The sequence below is a fragment of the Streptomyces sp. E2N166 genome (assembly GCF_003671715.1).
GTDB lineage: Bacteria > Actinomycetota > Actinomycetes > Streptomycetales > Streptomycetaceae > Streptomyces > Streptomyces thinghirensis.
On record NZ_RAIF01000032.1, the window covers coordinates 436,769 to 457,901 of the forward strand.

Here is a 21,133-nt window from a genome sequence, read left to right on the forward strand (position 1 = left end):
GGTGCGGTGGATGTCGCGGACCGTGGAGCGGGGCAGGCCCGCGTAGCCGCGTTCGTCGAGCAGCGTCGACACCTGGGTGCGGGTCAGCGGGCCGAGGCGGACCGCGCGGGTGTCCGGCGGCGACGCGCGCAGATGGCGGTCGTACGCCGCGCCCTCGGTCTCCGGTCCCTCCGTCCGCACCGCGCACAGCAGCCGTACCGGGGTGTCGCCCAGGCGCCGGGCGGCGAAGCCGAGGAGTTCGGCGCTGGCCGGGTCGAGCCACTGCAGGTCGTCGGCGACGACGAGAACGGGCCCTTTGGCCGCGAGCGCACGCAGCGCGGAGAGCACGGCCAGGCGCAGCGCGAGACCGTCGCGCTGGAGCGTGGACTCGCCGCGCCCGGTGAGTGCCGACTCCAGCGCGGTGCGCTGAGCGGCGGGCAGCCCGTCCGACACGTCGTCCAGGACCAGCCCCAGGAGGTCGGCGAGGGCCAGGAAGGGCAGATGGGATTCGGACTCGGTGGCCGAGCAGCGCAACACGGTGTGGGCGGTGCGGGCATATTCCGCGGCCAGGGCCCGCAGGACGGTCGACTTTCCAATTCCGGCGGGACCGTGCAGCAGCACACTCCCCCCTCGGGCAAGCTGCTCACGCGCCGCGCCGAACGACGCCTCCCGCCCGATGACCAGGTCGGAACGGCACCCGCCAGACTCCGCGAAGTCCCGTCGCACGGTGACCGCTCCCCTCCGTATGTCGTGTCCCGGCCAATATTAGGCATCGGCCCATTGAATTACGGGGGCACGAGCGGGTGAGGCGAATAACAAACGGCGGCGCCGAAATCAAAGGCCGCGGAAAACACCGCGATTGCCCGCCCACGACAGCGGCACCGCTCCGTGCACGGGCTAGGGAGTGTGTCGTCTGGATCAGGCCGGCTCCAAGGGAGGGCGCCTTGCACCGCTCGGCCCCGGCAAGATCCAAACGACACCCCCTACGGCAGCCACCCCGCCCTGCGCGCCGCGACGACCGCCTCTCCGCGTGTCCGGGCACCGAGCTTGCGCATGGCCGAGCGCAGGTAGCTCTTGACGGTTTCCGGCCGCAGACCGAGCCGCTCCGCGGCCGCCGCGTTCGTCGCGCCCGCGGCCACGCAGGCCAGCACGTCCATCTCGCGCGGAGCCGGCCGGGGCCCCTGGGCGGCGGGCCCGCTCCCCACCGCGAGCAGCCCGCACGCGCGCAGCAGTTCGTCCCGCAACGCCGGGTCCGCGATCCGGGGCACCAGTGCCCGCAGCGCCGCGTGCGCCTCCCGCACCTGTTCCCAGGCCGCGGCGCCCGCGGGGTCGACCGCCGGCTCCGGCCGGGCCGCCGCCAGCAGTTCACCCGCCTCGTCCCGCAGCACCAGCGCCTGCTCCACGTCCCGCGCCGCCGCCACGGCCGCGCTCAATGTGCGCTCGCCCAGGGGCTGGGCCGTGCGCAGGGCGCCGTACAGCACGCCGCGCACCCGGCGCCGTACGACCAGCGGCACCGCCAGCACCGAACGCAGGCCCTCTGCGGCTACCGGGAGGTCGTACTCGTGGCTGATCCGCCGGGACACGGAGTAGTCCGTCACGGCGCACGGCCGGGTGAGCTCCACGGCCTTGCCGCCCAGCCCGTTGCCCGAGACCACCGCGAGGGCGCTGAGTGCGGTCGTTGCGGTGCCGCTGAGCTCGCTGATGCGCACCCGCGGCCGCCCGGCCTCCATCAGCCCGCCGAAGGCGACCGGCAGTCCGGTCGTGCGCCGCAGCCGCGTCAGCGCGCTGCGGATCTCCACCGTGTCGGCCGCACCCACCACCATTCGTTCCGCCCTCTTCCTCGCGCCGCCCGAGGCGCACACCCCCGATCGGGGGTAGTGAGACCCACATCACGGATTAGACGATGGCACAGAGCCGCCCGCAAGGTCCGGTACCGAGGAGGACAGATGACGACGGCCACGGAGCTGTTCCGCAGCGCACGGGACTTCCTGCTGGAACACCGCGAGGACTACACCGCCGCCCACGAGGGCTTCACCTGGCCCCGCCCCGAGAACTTCAACTGGGCGCTGGACTGGTTCGACGTCATCGCCGACGGCAACGAGCGCACCGCGCTGCACATCGCCGAGGAGGACGGATCCGAGGTCCGGATCTCCTTCGCAGAGATGTCCGCCCGCTCCGACCGCGTCGCGAACCGGCTGCGCGAGTGGGGCGTCGGCCCCGAGGACCGCGTCCTCGTCATGCTCGGCAACCAGGCCGAACTGTGGGAGACGGCGCTCGCGGCGATGAAGCTCCGCGCCGTCGTCATCCCGGCCACCCCGCTGCTCGGCCCCGCCGACCTCCGCGACCGCGTCGACCGCGGCCGGGTGAGCCACGTCGTCGTCCGCGCCGAGGACGCCGGCAGGTTCGCCGACGTACCCGGCGACTACACGCGCGTCGCGGTGGGCGCAACGACGGAACCCGGCTGGCGGCGCTACGAGGACGCGTACACGGCCTCCGACGCCTTCACCCCCGACGGCCCCACCGCCGCCGACGACCCGCTGATGCTGTACTTCACCTCGGGCACGACCGCCCGCCCCAAGCTGGTCGAGCACACCCACGTGTCGTACCCCGTCGGGCACCTGGCGACCATGTACTGGATCGGGCTCAAGCCCGGCGACGTGCACCTGAACATCTCCTCACCCGGCTGGGCCAAGCACGCCTGGTCGAACCTGTTCGCGCCGTGGAACGCCGAGGCGACCGTCTTCCTGTACAACTACACCCGGTTCGACGCGGCCCGGCTGATGGCCGAGATGGACCGGGCCCGGGTGACCACCTTCTGCGCGCCGCCGACCGTGTGGCGCATGCTCATCCAGGCCGATCTCACCCAGCTCGCCACCCCGCCGCGCGAGGTCGTCGCCGCCGGTGAGCCCCTGAACCCCGAGGTGATCGAACAGGTCCGCCGCTCCTGGGGCAGGACCGTCCGGGACGGCTTCGGACAGACCGAGACCGCCGTCCAGGTCTCCAACAGCCCCGGCCAGGTGCTCAAGACCGGTTCCATGGGCCGCCCCAGCCCCGGCTACCGCGTCGAGCTGCTCGACCCGGTCACCGGCGCGCCCGGCGTGGACGAGGGCGAGATCGCCCTGGACCTGTCCGACCGCCCCGTCGGTCTGATGACCGGCTACCACGGCGACCCCGGCCGCACCGCCGAGGCGATGGCCGGCGGCTACTACCGCACCGGCGACATCGGCGCCCGCGACGCCGACGGATACCTGACGTACGTCGGCCGCGGCGACGACGTCTTCAAGGCCTCCGACTACAAGATCTCCCCGTTCGAGCTGGAGAGCGCGCTGCTGGAGCACGCGGCGGTCGCCGAGGCCGCGGTCGTGCCCGCGCCGGACGAGCTGCGCCTCGCGGTGCCGAAGGCGTACATCGTCCTGGCGGCCGGCTGGGAGCCGGGCCCGGACATCGCGAAGGTGCTGTTCGAGCACTCCCGCGAGACCCTCGCCCCCTACAAGCGCGTCCGCCGCCTGGAGTTCGGCGAGCTGCCCAAGACCGTCTCCGGCAAGATCCGCCGCATCGAACTGCGCGAGGCCACGGCGGCCGGCTCCGCGAACGAGTACCGCGAGGAGGACTTCCGGTGACCGAGCCTTCCTACGCCCACGGCACCAGCACCACCCCCCTCCTCGGCGACACCGTCGGCGCGAACCTGGACCGGGCGGTCGCCGCCCACCCGGACCGCGAGGCGCTGGTCGACATGGAGTCCGGACGGCGCTGGACCTACGCCGAGTTCGGCGCGGACGTCGACGAGGTGGCGCGCGGGCTGCTGGCGAAGGGCGTCGGCAAGGGCGACCGGGTCGGCATCTGGGCGGTCAACTGCCCCGAGTGGGTCCTCGTCCAGTACGCCACCGCCCGCATCGGCGCCATCATGGTGAACGTCAACCCGGCTTATCGCGCGCACGAGTTGGAGTACGTGCTCAAGCAGTCCGGCATCACCGTGCTGATCGCGTCCCTCTCGCACAAGAGCAGCGACTACCGGGCGATCGTGGAGCAGGTCCGCGGCAGGTGCCCCGCGCTGCGGGAGACCGTCTACATCGGCGACCCGTCCTGGGGCGCGCTGACGGCGGGCGCCGCCTCGGTGCCCGAGGAGCGGCTGAGGGCCGTCGCCGCCGAACTGAGCTGCGACGACCCGGTCAACATCCAGTACACCTCCGGCACCACCGGCTTCCCGAAGGGCGCCACCCTCTCCCACCACAACATCCTCAACAACGGCTACTGGGTGGGCCGCACGGTCGGCTACACGGAGCAGGACCGGGTGTGCCTGCCCGTCCCCTTCTACCACTGCTTTGGCATGGTCATGGGCAACCTGGGCGCCACCTCCCACGGCGCCTGCATCGTCATCCCCGGCCCGTCCTTCGAGCCCGCCGCCACGCTGGAGGCGGTGCGGCGGGAGCGGTGCACGTCCCTCTACGGCGTCCCGACCATGTTCATCGCCGAGCTGAACCTCCCCGACTTCGCCTCCTACGACCTCACCTCCCTGCGCACCGGCATCATGGCCGGCTCGCCCTGCCCGGTGGAGGTCATGAAACGGGTGGTCGCCGAGATGCACATGGAGCAGGTCTCCATCTGCTACGGCATGACCGAGACCTCTCCGGTCTCCCTCCAGACCCGGATGGACGACGACCTCGAACACCGCACCGGCACCGTCGGCCGGGTCCTGCCCCACATCGAGGTCAAGGTCGTCGACCCGGTGACCGGCGTGACCGTGCCGCGCGGCGACTCCGGCGAGCTGCGCACCCGCGGCTACAGCGTGATGCTCGGCTACTGGGGGGAGCCCGAGAAGACCGCCGAGGCGATCGACGCCGGCCGCTGGATGCACACCGGCGACCTGGCGTTGATGCGCGAGGACGGCTACGTGGAGATCGTCGGCCGTATCAAGGACATGATCATCCGGGGCGGTGAGAACATCTACCCGCGCGAGGTCGAGGAGTTCCTCCACGCCCACCCGAAGATCGCGGACGTCCAGGTCGTCGGCGTACCGCACGAGCGCTACGGCGAGGAGGTCCTCGCCTGCGTCATCCCGCGCGACGCGTCCGACCCGCTCACGCTGGACGAGCTGCGGGCCTACTGCGAGGACCGGCTGGCGCACTACAAGGTGCCCAGCCGCCTGGAGATCCTCGACTCCTTCCCGATGACCGTCTCCGGGAAGGTGCGCAAGATCGAACTGCGGGAGCGGTACGGCGCGTAGGGCGCGCCGAGTGGGAGATCAGCCGGCCGTGGCGTCCAGCGCCACGGCCGGCGCGTTTACCGGGCGCGGCACACCGGCGGGGTCGAGAACGAAGAGTGCGACGCCCAGCGGATCGGCGCGGGCGCGGGCCTCCTCGGCGTACCCGGCGAGGGAGAAGTAGACGCAGGTCGCGGACTCCGCCATGGCGGTCAGCCAGAGGCACTCCACGTCCCGCGCCGAGGCCGGTCCCACCGTCGGGTCCACCTGGACGACGATGCCGGGCGCGGCCAGCCCGATGCCGGACACGGGCCGCTGCTCGGCGCGGCGGACGTCCCGGTGACCCAGCCCGCGCAGATACAGGACGGTGGCGGTGACCGCGTCGCGGGCGGTGCGGATCGGGACGGCCCGGTGGGCCGGGACCCGCGACCCGGGGGTGCGCCCGGACCGGCCGGTGGCCGCGCGGTCCACGGGCACGCACAGCACCGTCCCGCACGAGCAGCCCAGCTCCGGCCGCGGCCACCGGCTCTCGGTCCCGCAGGCCGCGCAGAGCACGCCGATCCACTCCTCGTCCCACGTCCGGTGGGTGACCGCGGCCGGAGACCCGCGCGGATCGAGCGCCGGGGCCACGGGCGCCCCGCACGCACAGGGATAGGACGGTGCCGTGTAGCGGTGCCGGCGCCCGCAGGCGGTGCAGCACACCGAGATGGTCCCGGACATGGCCCCATCGTCCTCTCTTGACGACCCTTCGCCACCCACTTACATTACTTCCAGATCGTAGAAAACAAATTTCGCTATACGGAAGTTGCTACGGAAGAGCTCACCGCGGGGCGCGACGGGCGTGCGAATCCGAAAGCCGGAGCAGGAGTACTCGATGGCTCGTATGACCGCTGCCCGAGCGGCAGTTGAGATCCTCAAGCGCGAAGGCGTCACCGACGCGTTCGGTGTGCCGGGCGCGGCGATCAACCCCTTCTACGCGGCGCTCAAGGCATCCGGCGGCGTGAACCACACCCTTGCCCGCCACGTCGAGGGCGCCTCGCACATGGCCGAGGGCTACACCCGGACCCACCCCGGCAACATCGGCGTCTGCATCGGCACCTCCGGGCCGGCCGGCACCGACATGATCACCGGCCTCTACTCGGCGATCGGCGACTCGATCCCGATCCTGTGCATCACCGGCCAGGCGCCGACCGCGGTGATCCACAAGGAGGACTTCCAGGCCGTCGACATCGCCTCCATCGCCAAGCCGGTCACCAAGATGGCCGTCACAGTCCTGGAGGCCGCGCAGGTCCCCGGCGTCTTCCAGCAGGCGTTCCACCTGATGCGCTCCGCCCGGCCAGGCCCGGTCCTGATCGACCTGCCGATCGACGTCCAGATGACGGAGATCGAGTTCGACCCGGACACCTACGAGCCGCTCCCGGTCTACAAGTCGGCCGCGAGCCGCGCCCAGATCGAGAAGGCCGTCGGCCTGCTCAACGCCTCCGAGCGCCCGCTGATCGTGGCCGGCGGCGGTGTCATCAACGCCGACGCCGCCGACCTGCTGGTGGAGTTCGCCGAGCTGACCGGCACCCCGGTCGTGCCGACCCTGATGGGCTGGGGCCTGCTGCCCGACGACCACGAGCTGAACGCCGGCATGGTCGGCCTGCAGACCTCGCACCGCTACGGCAACGCGACGTTCCTGGAGTCCGACTTCGTCCTCGGCATCGGCAACCGCTGGGCCAACCGCCACACCGGCAAGCTCGACGTCTACACCGCCGGCCGCAAGTTCGTCCACGTCGACGTCGAGCCGACCCAGATCGGCAAGATATTCGCCCCGGACTACGGCATCGCCTCCGACGCGAAGGCGGCCCTGGAGCTGTTCGTCGAGGTGGCGAGGGAGCTGAAGGCGGCCGGCAAGCTGCCCGACCGCTCCGCGTGGGCCGCCTCGGCGCAGGAGAAGAAGGCGACCCTCCAGCGCCGTACCCACTTCGACGACATCCCGATCAAGCCGCAGCGCGTCTACGAGGAGATGAACAAGGCCTTCGGCCCGGAGACCCGGTACGTCTCCACCATCGGCCTGTCCCAGATCGCCGGCGCCCAGATGCTGCACGTCTACCGTCCGCGGCACTGGATCAACTGCGGCCAGGCAGGCCCGCTCGGCTGGACCGTCCCGGCCGCGCTCGGCGTCGCCAAGGCCGACCCGGACGCGCAGGTCGTGGCGCTCTCCGGCGACTACGACTTCCAGTTCATGATCGAGGAACTGGCCGTCGGCGCGCAGCACAAGATCCCGTACGTGCACGTCCTGGTCAACAACTCGTACCTGGGCCTGATCCGTCAGGCGCAGCGGGCGTTCGAGATCGACTTCCAGGTCAACCTGGAGTTCGAGAACATCAACTCGCCCGAGCTGGGCGTCTACGGCGTCGACCACGTCAAGGTCGCCGAGGGCCTCGGCTGCAAGGCGATCCGGGTGACCGACCCGGGCGAGCTGGGCGCGGCCCTGGAGCAGGCCAAGAAGCTCGCCGCCGAGCACCGGGTGCCGGTCGTGGTCGAGGCGATCCTGGAGCGCATCACCAACATCTCCATGTCGGGCACCAACGACATCGGCAACGTCATGGAGTTCGAGGAGCTGGCGACCGAGCCGGGGCACGCCCCGACGGCGATCCGGACACTGAAGGCCTGACCCGCGCACGGCACTCCGAGAGCGGCCCGTTCCTGACGGACGGGCCGCTCTCTCGCGTGCCCTGCCGCCCTTCCCGCTCAGTCACCGCCGCCGCCACCTCCGCCCCCGCCGCCGCAGTAGTACGCCATGCCGCCTCCCGGGCCGCTTCCGCGTTCGGGCGGTGAGCGCTTGAGCAGGGCCTTGTCCGTCACCTCCACCCGGTCGGTGAGCCCGGCCCGCAGAGCGAAGCGGGGCAGCAGGACGCGCAGGGCGGCCACGTCGTGCAGGGCGACGGCGAGCAGCCTGTCGTCGGCGGTCAGACCGCGTCGGCCGGTGGGCAGCGGATGCGCCTCCCGCAGGGCCCGCACCCGGCGGCGGGCGGCACGGGTCGGACCGAGTAGCGGGTAGCGCAGCAGGCCGGCCTCCGCCAGCGGAATGCGCATCAGCGCCACCGCCAGGCGGACGTCCGGGTGCCGGGTCAGCCTCCTTGGCGCGAGGGGCTCGTGGAGGCAGCGCCACACCGCCTCCGCCAGGGGCGGGAGGGGCACCGCGGCCGCCCCCGGGCCCGACGACAGGGCCCGTACGGTGCCGGGTGGGCCTGCGTCCAGGGCGCCGCGCAGATACAGGTCCACCACGGCGACCGTCACGGCGGCACGGGGGCCGCCGCGCAACAGCGCGACCTCGTGCGGCGCGAGCCGGACCGTCCTGTCGTCGTGCCTGGCGTAGTGCCCGCCGTCGTCCCTGTCGTCGCCCATGAGACCACCCCCGAGAGCACCCCGTGTGCCCGGGTTGTGCCCGCTGCCGGGGGCGCCTACGCGCGTTCAGCCCTCGTGGTGCTCGTGGTGCTCGTGCAGTCCCGGCCAGTCGTCCGGGCCGCCGCCCTGCCACTCGACCAGCCGGCTCTCCGCCACGTCGGTCACGTACAGGTCGGCCAGCCGCAGCAGCTCGGCGACGTCGTCGACGTGCGAGGCGACGCCCAGCGTCTCGTCACCGGAGGTGACCCGGCGGGAGCCGTCGAGTGCGGGGGAGTGGACCACGATGTGCGGGTGCTCGGGTGGGTGTGCCGTTGCCATGCCTTCAGGCTGCTGCGCGGGCAGCCGATCCGCACCTCGGCCAACGCCGAGAAGCGCCGGATGCGGGACCGTCCGCATCCGGCGCTTCTCAGCCGGTGAAGGTTCTTCACGTGATGCCACCTGATGCCACGCGGTGTCACGCGGTGTCACGTGGTGTCCGTCCGACAGCGCGAGGCTGGGCGCGACAGGTCGTTCGCGCCGCCGGACGGAGTTCTCGGGCCCCTTCTCGCGAAGGGGCGGTGGTGGCTGGGACCGCGGCGGTGCGACGGGTCCGGAATGCCTCTCCCCTCAGGTCGTAGGAGAAGCTTCCGGGCCCTTCACCACCGCACTGGCTCGCAGGCCGCCGCGGTCCTCGCCCTGCCCGCGCCGGCACCGGGCGGCCACCCCTCATCCGGGCCGCTCCGGTGCCTGCGCGGGCCGCGCGCACGGTCCCGGCCTCCCCGCCGGGTCCCGCGCGCGAGCCGGTGGATCAGTCCTCGCGCAGGGCGCGGACCGCCTCCTCCACGCGCTTGCCGTACTCGGTGTCGGCGGCGTGGAAGTGCGCGAGGTTCTTCTCGACCACGTCGTTGCGGGAGACCTGGGACAGGCCGCCGGCGATGTTCGCGATCAAGCGCTTCTTCTCGTCCTCGGACATCAGGCGGAACAGCTCGCCCGCCTGGAAGAAGTCGTCGTCCTTGGTGTGCCGGGGCGCCTCGTGGGTGCCGGTGTGGCCGGACACCGCGAGCGGGGCCGCCAGCGCACGGCCGGTCTCGACCGGGCCGTCGTAGGAGTTGGGCTCGTAGTTCTTGGCGCCGCGGCCCTGCGAGTTGGCGGCCATCAGACCGTCGCGGCCGTAGTTGTCCGCGCCGCCGGGCACCGCCTTCGGGGCGTTCACCGCGAGCTGGGTGTGGTTGACGCCCAGGCGGTAGCGGTGCGCGTCCGCGTAGGCGAACAGGCGGCCCTGGAGCATCTTGTCGGGGGAGGGGCCGATGCCCGGAACGAAGTTGTTCGGGGAGAACGCGGCCTGCTCGACCTCGGCGAAGACGTTGTCCGGGTTGCGGTCGAGGACCAGCCGGCCCACGCGGCGCAGCGGGTAGTCGCCGTGCGGCCACACCTTGGTCACGTCGAACGGGTTGAAGCGGTAGTTCGCCGCCTCGGCCACCGGCATCAGCTGCACGTGCAGCGTCCAGGACGGGTACACGCCCCGCTCGATCGCCTGCACCAGGTCCGTCTGGTGCGAGGTCGGGTCCTGGCCCGCCAGCTCGGCGGCCTCGTCGGCGGTCAGGGTGCGGATGCCCTGGTCCGTCTTGAAGTGGTACTTGACGAAGAAGGACTCGCCCTTGGCGTTCGTCCACTGGTAGGTGTGCGAGCCGAAGCCGTCCATGTGGCGGTACGACGCCGGGATGCCGCGGTCGCCCATCAGCCAGGTCACCTGGTGCGTGGCCTCGGGGGAGTGCGCCCAGAAGTCCCAGACGTTGTCCGGCTCCTGACGGCCCGAGAAGGGGTCGCGCTTCTGCGAGTGGATGAAGTCGGGGAACTTGATCGGGTCCTTGATGAAGAACACCGGGGTGTTGTTGCCGACGAGGTCGTAGTTGCCCTCCTCGGTGTAGAACTTCAGCGCGAAGCCGCGCGGGTCGCGGACCGCGTCCGCGCCGCCCAGCGAGTCGGCCACGGTGGAGAAGCGCAGGAAGACCTCGGTGCGCTTGCCGACGGTGTTCAGGAAGTCGGCGTGCGTGTAGTCGGTGACGTCGTCGGTCACCTCGAAGTGGCCGTAGGCGCCGGAGCCGCGGGCGTGCACCACGCGCTCCGGGATGCGCTCGCGGTTGAAGCGGGCCAGCTTCTCGATGAGGTGCTGGTCCTGGATCAGGAGGGGGCCGCCGATGCCGGCGGAGGCGGAGTTCTGGTTGTCTGCGACCGGGGCGCCGGACTCCGTGGTGAGAGTCCGCGTCGTGAGCACGCGCTGCGACATCGGGGACCTTCCGTGCGAGTGGTCAGCGGAAAACTGTTTCCGCTTCGTGGAGCCTAAGTTCGGGTGCCATGCACGTCAACAGTTTGTTGAAGTGGGTTCCGGGTGGCGTCGCCGCTCGGGCGCGACAGGACAGGTGTCAGCGACGGCGCCACCCGGAGGTCTCGTGAGGTGCCCGCGGTCAGACCTGGGCGCCGGACAGGCGCTCCACGGCCCGCAGCAGGGCCGAGTGGTCCAGGCCGCCGTCACCCTGGGCGCGCAGCGAGGCGACCAGCTGGGCGACCGTGGCGCCGACCGGCAGCGCGGCGCCGACGTTGCGGGCGGCGTCGGTGACGATGCCCATGTCCTTGTGGTGCAGGTCGATGCGGAAGCCCGGCTTGAAGTCGCGGTTGAGGAAGTTGTCCTTCTTCCGCGTCAGCACGGTGGAGCCGGCCAGACCGCCGTTGAGGACGTCGAGGGCGGCCTTCAGGTCCACGCCCGACTTCTCGAGGAAGACCACGGCCTCGGCGCACGCCTGGATGTTCACGGCGACGATCAGCTGGTTGGCGGCCTTCACGGTCTGGCCCGAGCCGTGCGGACCGCACAGCACGATGGTCTTGCCCAGCGCCTCCAGGAGCGGCTTGGCCTCGTCGAAGTCGGCCTGCTCACCGCCGACCATGATGGACAGCACGGCCTCGATGGCGCCGGCCTCGCCGCCGGAGACGGGGGCGTCCAGGACGCGGATGCCCTTGTCCTTCGCGGCCTTCGCGAGGTCGACCGAGGTCTGCGGGGTGATCGAGGACATGTCGACCAGCAGCGCGCCGGACTTCGCGTTCTCCAGGATGCCGTCAGGGCCGTAGGCGATGGCCTCGACCTGCGGCGACGCGGGCACCATGGTGACGACGACGTCCGCGTCGCGCACGGCCTCGGCGATGGAGCCGGCCACGGTGCCGCCGGCGGCGGACAGACGGTCCAGCTTCTCCTGCTCCAGCGTGAAGCCGGTGACCTGGTAACCGGCCTTGATCAGGTTCTCCGACATGGGGGATCCCATGATGCCGAGACCGATCCAGGCGACCTTGGGAAGCGTGCTCATGATGGATGCCTCTCTGAAAATCTCTGGAAAGTTCCTGCGGTACGGCGCTCAGCGGGCCGCGCGGGCCTCGTCGGGCAGCCAGGAGAACGCCTCGGCGCTGGGGTTGTCGCCCGGCTTGTACTCCAGGCCGACCCAGCCGTCGTAACCGGCCTTCCTCAGCTGGTCGAGCAGCTCCTCCAGCGGGAGGGAGCCCGTGCCCGGGGCACCGCGGCCGGGGTTGTCGGCGATCTGCACGTGGCCGGTCTTCGCGGCGTACTGCTCGATCACCCGCGGCAGGTCCTCGCCGTTCATGGACAGGTGGTAGAGGTCCATGAGGAACTTGGCGTTGCCGAGTCCGGTGGCCTCGTTGACCTTGTCGACGACCTCGATCGCGGCCGGCGCCGAGACCAGCGGGTACAGCGGCGACTCGGGCTTGTTGAGCGCCTCGACCAGCAGGATCGCGCCGATCCGGTCGGCCGCGCGGGCGGCCAGGACCAGGTTCTCCAGCGCGAGCGCGTCCTGCTCGGCCGGATCCACGCCCTCGACGCGGTTGCCGTACAGGGCGTTGAGCGCCGTGCAGCCCAGCGACTTCGCGAAGTCGGCGGCCACGTCGATGTTGGCGCGGAACCGGTCCGACTCCTCACCGGGGACCGACAGGGCGCCGCGGTCGGGGCCCGGCAGCTCACCGGCGTAGAAGTTCAGCCCGGTGAGCTGGACGCCCGCGTCCTCGATGGCCTTCTTCAGGCCGTCGAGCTCGGACTGCTCGGGGGTGGGCGAGTCGATCCAGGGCCACCACAGCTCGACCGCGGTGAAGCCGGCCGCGGCGGCGGCCGCGGGACGCTCCAGGAGCGGGAGTTCCGTGAAGAGGATCGACAGGTTGACGTTGAAGCGCTGGTCTGCGGCGGTGCTCAACTTGAAACCTGGCATCGGATGCCGCGCTCCCTTCCGTTTTCGATCGTATTCCGTATTACGGAAGTTCGTTTCTGCTTAATGGAAGATTGCCGTCGGTCGGCGGAGCTTGTCAAGAGGGGGCGGCGGAAACGGTCACCGCGCGTTAGGTTGACCGGGTGCGATTGAGAGTGGAGTTCACGACCGAGCCCTTCGACCTGGAAGAGGCACCCGCGCACGCGGTGGTGGCCCGGGAGGTCGTCGAGGCCGCGGAGCTGGACGAGGTCGACGTCGGCCCGTTCGGCAACACCGCCGCGGGCGATGCCGACGCGGTACTCACGGCCGTGGACGCGCTGCTGCGCCGGTCCCTGGAGGCGGGCGCCACCCGGATCTCGCTCCAGGTGAACGTGGTCGAGGAGAGCGCGGGCGGGGAGGGCGAGCGGTGACCGGGCCGGGGGAGGAGCCCTTCATCGCGGCCGTGAAACCCCTGGTCGACGCCATCGGCGGCGAGATACTCCCGCCGGACGAGGCCGGCCAGGACGACGTGGTGCTCTCCTGGGAGGGCGCCGACGTCGTCGCCGTACGCCTGCCGCAGCTCGCCGACTCCCTGGACCACATCCTGGCCGCCATGGAGCGCCGTGAGGGCAGGCCGCTGGCCGAGCTCGACCGGCGGAGCAAGCAGGAGGTCGTGCGCACCCTGGAGGCGCGCGGTGCCTTCTCCGTGCGGCACGGCGTGGAGACCGTCGCGGGCGCACTCGGTGTCAGCCGGTTCACCGTGTACAACTACCTCAACCGCGAGAAGGGCGCCTGACCGGAGAACGGCGTCTGACCAGCCACAACCTCATGAACGGCGAGCCGCCGTCCGGTTACCGGGCGGCGGCTTTCGTTACCCCGAATTTTCAACAAAGTGTTGACGGCTTGTTTCCGAGGGCGTTAGCTATCGGCACGCCCGTTCAGCACAAGGCCACGGAGGCTCCCGTGACGTCCACTTCCGCGTCGGGCCTGGCCCGTTTCAACACCCTCGAGGAGTCCGCGGCGCTCGCGGAACTCCACGAGGCGTGTGCCTCCACGGTGTGGGCCCGGCAACTGATCGCCGCCCGCCCCTTCGCCACCCCCGAGGACCTGTACACCGCCAGTGACGCCGCCATGGCCGAGCTGACGGCGGACGACCTCGCGGAGGCGATGGCCGGGCATCCGCCGATCGGCCGCCCCAAGCCGGGTGACCCGACCTCTTCCCGCGAGCAGGCGGGAATGGCCGGCGCCGCCGAGGAACTCAAGGCGGAGATGCTCGAACTCAACCTGGCCTACCAGGAGAAGTTCGGCCACGTCTTCCTCATCTGCGCCACCGGCCGGACCGGCGAGCAGATGCGGGACGCGGTCAAGGAGCGGATCGGCAACTCTCCCGAGCAGGAGCGCGAGATCGTCCGCACCGAACTGGGGAAGATCAACCGCATCCGCCTGAACCGACTCGTCGAACAGGACGCCTGACCATGAGCACCAGCACCACCGCCTCCGTGTCCACGCACATCCTGGACACCAGCGTCGGCCGCCCCGCCGAGGCCGTCGTCGTCAGCCTCGCCGCCCGCGCGGGCAGTGAGTCGGACTGGCAGACACTCGGCGGCTCCGCGACCGACGCCGACGGCCGGTGCAAGGACCTCCCGGCACTGCCGGAGGGCACCACACACGTACGGCTCGACTTCGACACCGAGACGTACTTCGCCAAGAAACAAGCCGCGGCCCAGCAGGACGCCCCCGCGCTCCGGGACAGCGAGAACGGCCGGCCGGTGTTCTTCCCCGAGGTCACCATCACCTTCGCGGTGGTGCCCGGGGAGCACTACCACGTTCCGCTGCTGCTCAACCCGTTCGGCTACTCCGTTTACCGAGGGAGCTGACCGACACATGACCCGTTTCGTCCTGGGACAGAACCAGTACGGCAAGGCAGAGAACCGCGTTGTCAAGATCACGCGTGACGGCGACACGCACCACATCAAGGACCTGAACGTCTCCGTCGCCCTCTCCGGCGACATGGAGGAGGTCCACCGCAGCGGGTCCAACGCGAACGTCCTGCCGACCGACACCACCAAGAACACGGTGTTCGCCTTCGCCAAGGAGCACGGGATCGAGAGCGCCGAGGACCTCGGCGTCAAGCTCGCCCGCCACTTCGTGGACAACAACGAGCCCATCCACCGGGCCCGCATCCGTGTCGAGGAGTACGGCTGGGAGCGGATCGAGACCTCAAAGGGCGGCGCCCGCTTCGTCGGCTCGGAGGAGATCGCCCACTCCTTCGTCCGCACGGGCCAGGAGACCCGTGTCGCGGAGATCACCTATGACGGCCACGGCATCCAGGTGCTCTCCGGCTTCAAGGACCTGACCGTCCTGAACTCGACCAACTCCGAGTTCTTCGGCTACCTGAAGGACAAGTACACCACCCTCAAGGAGGACTACGACCGGATCCTCGCCACCACCGTCTCCACCTGGTGGCGGCACAACTGGGACGGCGTCGACTCGCACGCCCCGGACTGGGACCGCTCGTACAACGGTGTGCGCAAGCACGCGCTCCAGGCGTTCGCCGAGACCTACTCGTACTCGCTCCAGCAGACCCTCTTCGAGATGGGTGTGCGGGTGCTGAACTCCCGCGACGAGGTGGACGAGATCCGTTTCTCGATGCCCAACAAGCACCACTTCCGCTCGGACCTGTCGCCCTTCGGGATCGACAACGAGGCCAAGGACGGCGCCGTCTACTACGCCGCCGACCGTCCGTACGGCCTGATCGAGGCCACCATCCTGCGGGACGGTGCCGAGCAACTCATCCCGGTCGACATGACCAACCTCTGACGCGGACAGCGCGCCCCCGGCCGGCCATCCGGACCGGGGGTGCGCCACACCGGAGGAAACAACATGGCACTGCCTGCGAAAGGGCCCGTCACAGGCCCGGGTTCCACCCCGCCGGTGCACAAGGAGGACGCCGTCACGTCCGTGCACCCGGTGGACGAGAAGCTCCACCCCTCGCGGCTCGTCCCCGCCGCGCTCCAGCACATCGCCGCCATGTACGCGGGCGTTGTCACTCCTCCGCTCATCATCGGCCAGGCCTGCGGACTCGACATCGAGGGCCGCACCCGGCTGATCGCCGCGAGCCTGCTCATCGCGGGCGTCGCGACCCTGCTCCAGACCCTCGGCGTCAAGGGCTTCATCGGCAACCGCCTGCCCTTCGTCAACGCCGCCTCCTCGGCAGGCATCGCGCCGATCCTCGCCATCGCCGAGACCAACGGCGACGGCCGACAACTCCCGGCCATCTACGGCGCGGTGATGGTCGCAGGTGTCTTCTGCCTCGCCGTCGGCCCGTTCTTCGGCCGGCTGCTGCGCTTCTTCCCACCGCTGGTCACCGGCGTCGTCATCACCCTCATCGGCGTCACGCTGATGCCCGTCCCGGTCGGCTGGGCCCAGGGCGGCGACAAGGCCGCCGCCGACTTCGGCTCGATGCGCAACCTCGCGCTCGCCGCCTTCACCCTCGGCGTCATCCTCGTCATGCAGCGCTTCGGCAAGGGGTTCCTCAAGCAGGTCGCCCTGCTCTTCGGGCTGCTCATCGGCACCCTGGTCGCCATCCCCGCCGGCATGGCCGACTTCGGCGCCCTGAAGTCCGCCCCGGTCGCCGCGCTGCCCACGCCCTTCGCCTTCGGCGCCCCCGAGTTCCAGCCCGCGGCCATCCTGTCGCTGTGCATCGTGATGCTGGTCCTGATGACCGAGTCCAGCGCCGGCATGCTCGCCCTCGGCGAGATCTGCGACCGCCGCGCCGACTCCAAGGTCATCACCCGCGGCCTGCGCACCGACGGCCTCGCCACCATGATCGGCCCAGTCTTCGGCGGCTTCCCCACCTCCGCCTTCGCCCAGAACGTCGGCGTCGTATCCCTCACCCGGGTACGCAGCCGCTACGTCGTCGCCGTCGCCGGTGCCACCCTGCTGGTCCTCGGTGCCTTCCCGGCCCTCGGCGCGGTCGTCTCCCTGGTCCCGATGCCGGTCCTCGGCGGTGCGGGAATCGTGCTCTTCGGCTCGATCGCCGTCAGCGGCATCCGTACGCTGTCCGAGGCCGGACTGGACGACAGCTCCAACATCATCCTGGTGGCCGTGGCGCTCGGCGCCGGCATCATCCCGCTGGCGGCGCCGACCTTCTACGCCGAGTTCCCGGCGTGGGCCCAGACCGTCCTCGGCTCCGGCATCAGCGCCGGCGCGCTCGTCGCGGTCTCGCTCAACCTGTTCTTCCACCACCTCGGCACCCGGACCCGCCAGACGGTTCCGGCACTCAAATCCTCCTAGGGTCCTGCCGTGCCCTCCCCGTGGGTACTCACTCCCGCCCATGGGCCGCACTGAAAGAGAAGGAAGCAGCATGGCAGCATCATCGGCAGCCGAGCGCGTGGCCGAGCGCGTGGTCATCGAGAACTGCGCGATCGCCACGGTGGACGCGGGCGACACCGAGATCGCCTCGGGCCACCTCGTCCTCGCCGGCAACAGGATCGAGTCCGTCGGCGCGGGACAGGCGCCCCAGGGCCTCGCGAACGTGGTCCGCCGAATCGACGCGACCGGTCACCTGGCCACCCCAGGCCTGGTCAACACCCACCACCACTTCTACCAGTGGATCACCCGGGGCCTGGCCACCGACCACAACCTCTTCGACTGGCTGGTCGCGCTCTACCCGACCTGGGCGCGCATCGACGAGCCGATGGCGTACGCGGCGGCCCAGGGCTCCCTCGCGATGATGGCCCGCGGCGGCGTCACCACCGCCATGGACCACCACTACGTCTTCCCGCAGGGATCCGGTGACCTGTCCGGCGCGATCATCCGCGCCGCCCGTGAGACGGGTGTTCGCTTCACCCTCGCCCGCGGTTCCATGGACCGCGGCGAGTCCGACGGCGGGCTGCCGCCGGACTTCGCGGTGGAGAGCCTGGACGGCGCGCTCGCCGCCACCGAGGCCACCGTCGAGGAGCACCACGACTCCTCCTTCGACGCGATGACCCAGGTCGCCGTCGCCCCCTGCTCTCCCTTCTCCGTCTCCACCGAACTGATGCGCCAGGGCGCGGAGCTGGCCCGCCGCCTCGGCGTGCGGCTGCACACCCACGGCTCGGAGACCGTGGAGGAGGAGAAGTTCTGCCACGAGCTGTTCGGCATGGGCCCGACCGATTACTTCGAGTCCACGGGCTGGCTCGGTGAGGACGTGTGGATGGCGCACTGCGTCCACATGAACGACTCCGACATCGCCGCCTTCGCCCGCACGAGGACCGGCGTCGCGCACTGCCCGTCCTCCAACGCGCGACTGGCCGCCGGCATCGCCCGCGTCCCCGACATGCTCGCCGCCGGCGTCCCCGTCGGCCTCGGCGTCGACGGCACCGCATCCAACGAGTCCGGCGAACTCCACACCGAACTGCGCAACGCCCTGCTCATCAACCGCCTCGGCGCCCACCGCGAGGCCGCGCTGAACGCCCGCAAGGCGCTGCGGCTGGGCACCCACGGCGGCGCCCAGGTCCTGGGCCGGGCCGCCGAGACCGGCTCGCTGGAGCCGGGCAAGCTGGCCGACCTCGTGCTGTGGCGGATGGACACCCTCGCCCACTCCTCCATCGCCGACCCGGTGACCGCCCTGGTCTTCGGTGCCGCGGCCCCGGTCACGGCGTCGTTCGTGAACGGCCGCCAGATCGTCGAGAACGGCCGGCTGCTCACGGTCGACGAGGACGCCATCGCCCGCTCCACCCGGGACGAGGCGCGGCGCCTGGCGCGGATCGCGGCGCAGGGCTGAACGACCGGGCAGCCGGTCCGCCGGCCTGCCGGTAGTCCCCCCGTACAACTGAACACCACTAGATCTCCGGCCGGGAGGGACGGCTTCCGGCCGGTAGCCGTGGACCCGAGCGGGGTCCATGGCGGCCGTCTCCGGGGCGTGCGCCCATGCGCACGCCCCCGGAGCGGTCACCGTTTCCCCGAACGGCCCGTCACGGTCCCGCACGACCACCACCAGCACCACCTCCCTGACACCCGCGTCAGAGCCGACGTGTACCCGACCGGAGGAACGCCGCCGTGGCCGACCACCCTGTTGACGAGAAACTCCCGCCACTGAAAATGGCGACGACCGGCCTGCAGCACGTGGCCGCCATGTACGCCGGAGTCGTCGCACCACCCCTGATCGTCGGTGCGGCCATCGGCCTCACCGCCACCGAACTGACCTTCCTCACCGGCGCCTGCCTGTTCACCGCCGGCCTCGCCACCTTCCTCCAGACGCTCGGCATCTGGAAGATCGGTGCCCGGCTGCCCTTCGTCAACGGCGTCACCTTCGCCGGTGTCGCCCCCATGACCGCGATCGTCGCCTCCACCGAGGACAAGTCCGACGCGCTGCCGATCATCTTCGGCGCCGTCATCGTCGCCGGACTCCTCGGATTCATCGCGGCCCCCTTCTTCAGCAAGGCGATCCGCTTCTTCCCACCGGTCGTCACCGGCACGGTCATCACCCTCATAGGCATATCCCTGCTGCCGGTGGCCTTCGGCTGGGCGCAGGGCGCCAGTCCGGAGGCCGACGACTTCGGGTCCGCGACCAACCTGGGCCTGGCCGCCATCACCCTGGTCATCGTCCTTCTGCTGCGCCGCTTCACCCGCGGTTTCGTCAAGCAGATCGCTGTGCTGCTCGGCCTCGTCGCGGGCACGCTCATCGCCATCCCGTTCGGCGTCACGGACTTCGGGCCGGTCGCGGACGCGAGCGTCGTCGGCTTCCCCACGCCGTTCCACTTCGGCGCCCCGCAGTTCCAGCTCGCCGCGATCCTCTCCATGTGCGTGGTGATGGTGGTCTCGATGACCGAGTCCACCGCCGACATGCTCGCCCTGGGCGAGATCGTGGACCGCAAGGCCGACGAGAAGACCATCGCGGCCGGCCTGCGCGCCGACACCCTCGGCTCGGCGGTCAGCCCGCTGTTCAACGGCTTCATGTGCAGCGCCTTCGCCCAGAACATCGGCCTGGTCGCGATGACGAGGATCCGCAGCCGCTACGTCGTCGCCGCGGGCGGCGGCTTCCTGGTCCTGATGGGCCTGTGCCCGATGGCCGCCTCGCTCATCGCCGTCGTGCCCCGACCGGTCCTCGGCGGTGCCGGCGTGGTGCTGTTCGGCTCGGTCGCGGCCAGCGGCATCCAGACCCTGGTCCGAGCGAGCCTGGACAAGGACAACAACGTCCTGATCGTGGCGGTGTCCCTGGCCGTCGGCATCATCCCGATCGCGGCACCGGAGTTCTACCACTCGTTCCCGGAGAACGCGAAGATCATCCTCGACTCGGGCATCTCGACCGGTTGTGTGGCCGCCGTCCTGCTCAACCTGATCTTCAACCACATCGGCCAGGGACGGGAGGCGGAGGAAGTGACCCATCCCATGGAAGCGGGGGAGGAGATCACCGAGGCGTCCCGCGCCGCGGCCACGCCGTGAGCCCGGGGGCCTTAACCACGCGGGTCGGCGCCTCGGCGAGAGGCACCGACCCGCACACGTCACCGCCCTCGCCGCCCGGATCCGGTGGACGCCTGCGCGTCGCGCCGATCACAGACCGAACAGGTCCGGCCGCGCCGCCAGTTCCTTGAACCGCTGGCGCGGATCGGCCACCAGTTTGCGGGCGTCGAGGTCCATGAGCCCGCCGACGCCCTCGACCTCGGCAGCGACCGTGCCGTCCGTCTTGCGGATGACCTGCCGGATGCGGAACGTCTTGCCCTCGCCCCACTCGAACACGCAGGTCACCTTGACCTCGTCGCCCGCGAGCAGTTCCCGCCGGAAGCGGATGGTCGTCTCCAGGGCCACGGGCCCCACGCCGCGGGCCACCAGGTCGGCCTGTCGGATCCCGGCCGCCCGGAGCAGCGACCAGCGGGCGTGTTCGGCGTAGTTCAGGTACACGGCCTGGTTCAGGTGGCCCTGGGTGTCGGTCTCGTACCCGCGGACGGTCACCGGGACGGAAAACGGCTCGCTCACCGCTACTGCCTCTCCTCGTGGTCATGCTGACGCCCGATCCTGACACGGCCGCGTCCGTCACACCTTGCGCGGGGACGCCAGCAGATAACGCACCCTGGTCCGTGGCTCCGTGTACTCGCCGACCTGCCAGCCCGCGCACTCCAGAGTCGCCCCGCAGCCCCGTAGCGCGGTGCCGTCGGGCTCGTACACGGCGACGGCCTCCGGCTGCGGTGTCGCGCGCACCCGGTACCCGTCCCCGCCCTCCGGACCGGCCGGACGGTGTCCCGCCGCCTCCAGGGCGAGCGCGGCGGCCTGCACGAGATGCGTCCGCTCCCACCCGCAGGGCCGGTCCGTGCTCCCGTCGGAACCCGTCATCCGGCGCAGCTCCAGCAGCCCCTGCCACGCG

The 21,133-nt window shown here is 71.0% G+C and carries 20 protein-coding genes and 1 pseudogene; 11 read left to right on the top strand and 10 right to left on the bottom strand.

Annotated features, from left to right (window positions below):
• Together EBH09_RS29090 and EBH09_RS29095 are read right to left on the bottom strand one after the other, a co-directional pair.
• Positions 1 to 705: ATP-binding protein (locus tag EBH09_RS29090; RefSeq protein WP_153182744.1), on the bottom strand; the 705-nt coding region annotated here is incomplete at its 3' end.
• Positions 706 to 962: 257 nt separating this feature from the next.
• Entirely contained in the window at positions 963 to 1,802 is an 840-nt protein-coding gene (locus EBH09_RS29095) for a helix-turn-helix transcriptional regulator (RefSeq protein WP_121749887.1), read from the bottom strand.
• Positions 1,803 to 1,925: 123 nt separating this feature from the next.
• Here EBH09_RS29095 and EBH09_RS29100 point away from each other — a divergent pair, with 123 nt between their 5' ends.
• Together EBH09_RS29100 and EBH09_RS29105 are read left to right on the top strand one after the other, a co-directional pair.
• The gene (locus EBH09_RS29100; protein WP_121749888.1) at positions 1,926 to 3,599 is read left to right on the top strand and encodes an AMP-binding protein; all 1,674 of its coding nucleotides are present in this window, start codon (positions 1,926 to 1,928) and stop codon (positions 3,597 to 3,599) included.
• Positions 3,596 to 5,203, top strand: coding sequence for an AMP-binding protein (locus EBH09_RS29105; RefSeq protein WP_121749889.1), 1,608 nt, complete (start codon positions 3,596 to 3,598; stop codon positions 5,201 to 5,203). Before EBH09_RS29100 ends, EBH09_RS29105 begins: the two co-directional genes overlap by 4 nt.
• An 18-nt stretch (positions 5,204 to 5,221) precedes the next feature.
• Here EBH09_RS29105 and EBH09_RS29110 read toward each other — a convergent pair whose 3' ends face one another.
• Positions 5,222 to 5,899 carry a hypothetical protein gene (locus EBH09_RS29110; protein WP_121749890.1) on the bottom strand — a complete coding sequence of 226 codons (678 nt, stop codon included), beginning with the start codon at positions 5,897 to 5,899 and terminating at the stop codon, positions 5,222 to 5,224.
• 154 nt (positions 5,900 to 6,053) lie between these two features.
• Between EBH09_RS29110 and gcl the strand changes: the two genes are divergently transcribed.
• Positions 6,054 to 7,838 carry a glyoxylate carboligase gene (gene gcl, locus EBH09_RS29115; RefSeq protein WP_121749891.1) on the top strand — a complete coding sequence of 595 codons (1,785 nt, stop codon included), beginning with the start codon at positions 6,054 to 6,056 and terminating at the stop codon, positions 7,836 to 7,838.
• Positions 7,839 to 7,915: 77 nt separating this feature from the next.
• Here gcl and EBH09_RS29120 read toward each other — a convergent pair whose 3' ends face one another.
• The 5 genes from EBH09_RS29120 to EBH09_RS29140 all read right to left on the bottom strand — a co-directional run bounded on the left by EBH09_RS29120 (position 7,916) and on the right by EBH09_RS29140 (position 12,813).
• Positions 7,916 to 8,572: a TIGR04222 domain-containing membrane protein gene (locus EBH09_RS29120; RefSeq protein ID WP_121749892.1), complete on the bottom strand. Its 657-nt coding sequence runs from the start codon at positions 8,570 to 8,572 to the stop codon at positions 7,916 to 7,918.
• A gap of 66 nt (positions 8,573 to 8,638) precedes the next feature.
• Entirely contained in the window at positions 8,639 to 8,890 is a 252-nt protein-coding gene (locus tag EBH09_RS29125) for a hypothetical protein (protein WP_193776600.1), read from the bottom strand.
• A 469-nt stretch (positions 8,891 to 9,359) separates the two neighbouring features.
• Complete coding sequence (locus EBH09_RS29130) at positions 9,360 to 10,838, bottom strand: catalase (RefSeq protein ID WP_121749894.1); 1,479 nt, start codon at positions 10,836 to 10,838, stop codon at positions 9,360 to 9,362.
• 178 nt (positions 10,839 to 11,016) lie between these two features.
• Entirely contained in the window at positions 11,017 to 11,907 is an 891-nt protein-coding gene (locus EBH09_RS29135; protein ID WP_121749895.1) for a 2-hydroxy-3-oxopropionate reductase, read from the bottom strand.
• Between the two features lie 48 nt (positions 11,908 to 11,955).
• The gene (locus tag EBH09_RS29140) at positions 11,956 to 12,813 is read right to left on the bottom strand and encodes a TIM barrel protein (RefSeq protein WP_121749896.1); all 858 of its coding nucleotides are present in this window, start codon (positions 12,811 to 12,813) and stop codon (positions 11,956 to 11,958) included.
• A gap of 140 nt (positions 12,814 to 12,953) precedes the next feature.
• Here EBH09_RS29140 and EBH09_RS29145 point away from each other — a divergent pair, with 140 nt between their 5' ends.
• From EBH09_RS29145 to EBH09_RS29180, 8 genes are all read left to right on the top strand, one after another.
• Entirely contained in the window at positions 12,954 to 13,220 is a 267-nt protein-coding gene (locus EBH09_RS29145) for a hypothetical protein (protein WP_193776601.1), read from the top strand.
• Complete coding sequence (locus tag EBH09_RS29150) at positions 13,217 to 13,585, top strand: helix-turn-helix domain-containing protein (protein ID WP_121749898.1); 369 nt, start codon at positions 13,217 to 13,219, stop codon at positions 13,583 to 13,585. The genes EBH09_RS29145 and EBH09_RS29150 overlap by 4 nt, the downstream gene beginning before the upstream one ends.
• Before the next feature lie 167 nt (positions 13,586 to 13,752).
• Positions 13,753 to 14,262 (top strand): 2-oxo-4-hydroxy-4-carboxy-5-ureidoimidazoline decarboxylase, encoded by a 510-nt coding sequence (uraD, locus tag EBH09_RS29155; protein ID WP_193776602.1) that lies wholly within the window; start codon positions 13,753 to 13,755, stop codon positions 14,260 to 14,262.
• A gap of 2 nt (positions 14,263 to 14,264) precedes the next feature.
• Positions 14,265 to 14,666, top strand: a complete 402-nt coding sequence (gene uraH / locus EBH09_RS29160) for a hydroxyisourate hydrolase (protein WP_121749900.1) — start codon at positions 14,265 to 14,267, stop codon at positions 14,664 to 14,666.
• Between the two features lie 7 nt (positions 14,667 to 14,673).
• Complete coding sequence (gene pucL, locus EBH09_RS29165) at positions 14,674 to 15,609, top strand: factor-independent urate hydroxylase (protein ID WP_121749901.1); 936 nt, start codon at positions 14,674 to 14,676, stop codon at positions 15,607 to 15,609.
• Positions 15,610 to 15,672: 63 nt separating this feature from the next.
• Complete coding sequence (locus tag EBH09_RS29170; protein WP_121749902.1) at positions 15,673 to 17,085, top strand: nucleobase:cation symporter-2 family protein; 1,413 nt, start codon at positions 15,673 to 15,675, stop codon at positions 17,083 to 17,085.
• A gap of 70 nt (positions 17,086 to 17,155) precedes the next feature.
• Positions 17,156 to 18,556 (top strand): 8-oxoguanine deaminase, encoded by a 1,401-nt coding sequence (locus EBH09_RS29175; protein ID WP_121749903.1) that lies wholly within the window; start codon positions 17,156 to 17,158, stop codon positions 18,554 to 18,556.
• Positions 18,557 to 18,831: 275 nt separating this feature from the next.
• Positions 18,832 to 20,217 carry a nucleobase:cation symporter-2 family protein gene (locus EBH09_RS29180; RefSeq protein WP_121749904.1) on the top strand — a complete coding sequence of 462 codons (1,386 nt, stop codon included), beginning with the start codon at positions 18,832 to 18,834 and terminating at the stop codon, positions 20,215 to 20,217.
• 108 nt (positions 20,218 to 20,325) lie between these two features.
• Here EBH09_RS29180 and EBH09_RS29185 read toward each other — a convergent pair whose 3' ends face one another.
• Together EBH09_RS29185 and EBH09_RS39300 are read right to left on the bottom strand one after the other, a co-directional pair.
• Positions 20,326 to 20,748, bottom strand: coding sequence for an acyl-CoA thioesterase (locus EBH09_RS29185; protein WP_121749905.1), 423 nt, complete (start codon positions 20,746 to 20,748; stop codon positions 20,326 to 20,328).
• Positions 20,749 to 20,805: 57 nt separating this feature from the next.
• Positions 20,806 to 21,133 (bottom strand): annotated as a pseudogene (locus tag EBH09_RS39300) (hypothetical protein); the annotation flags it as partial.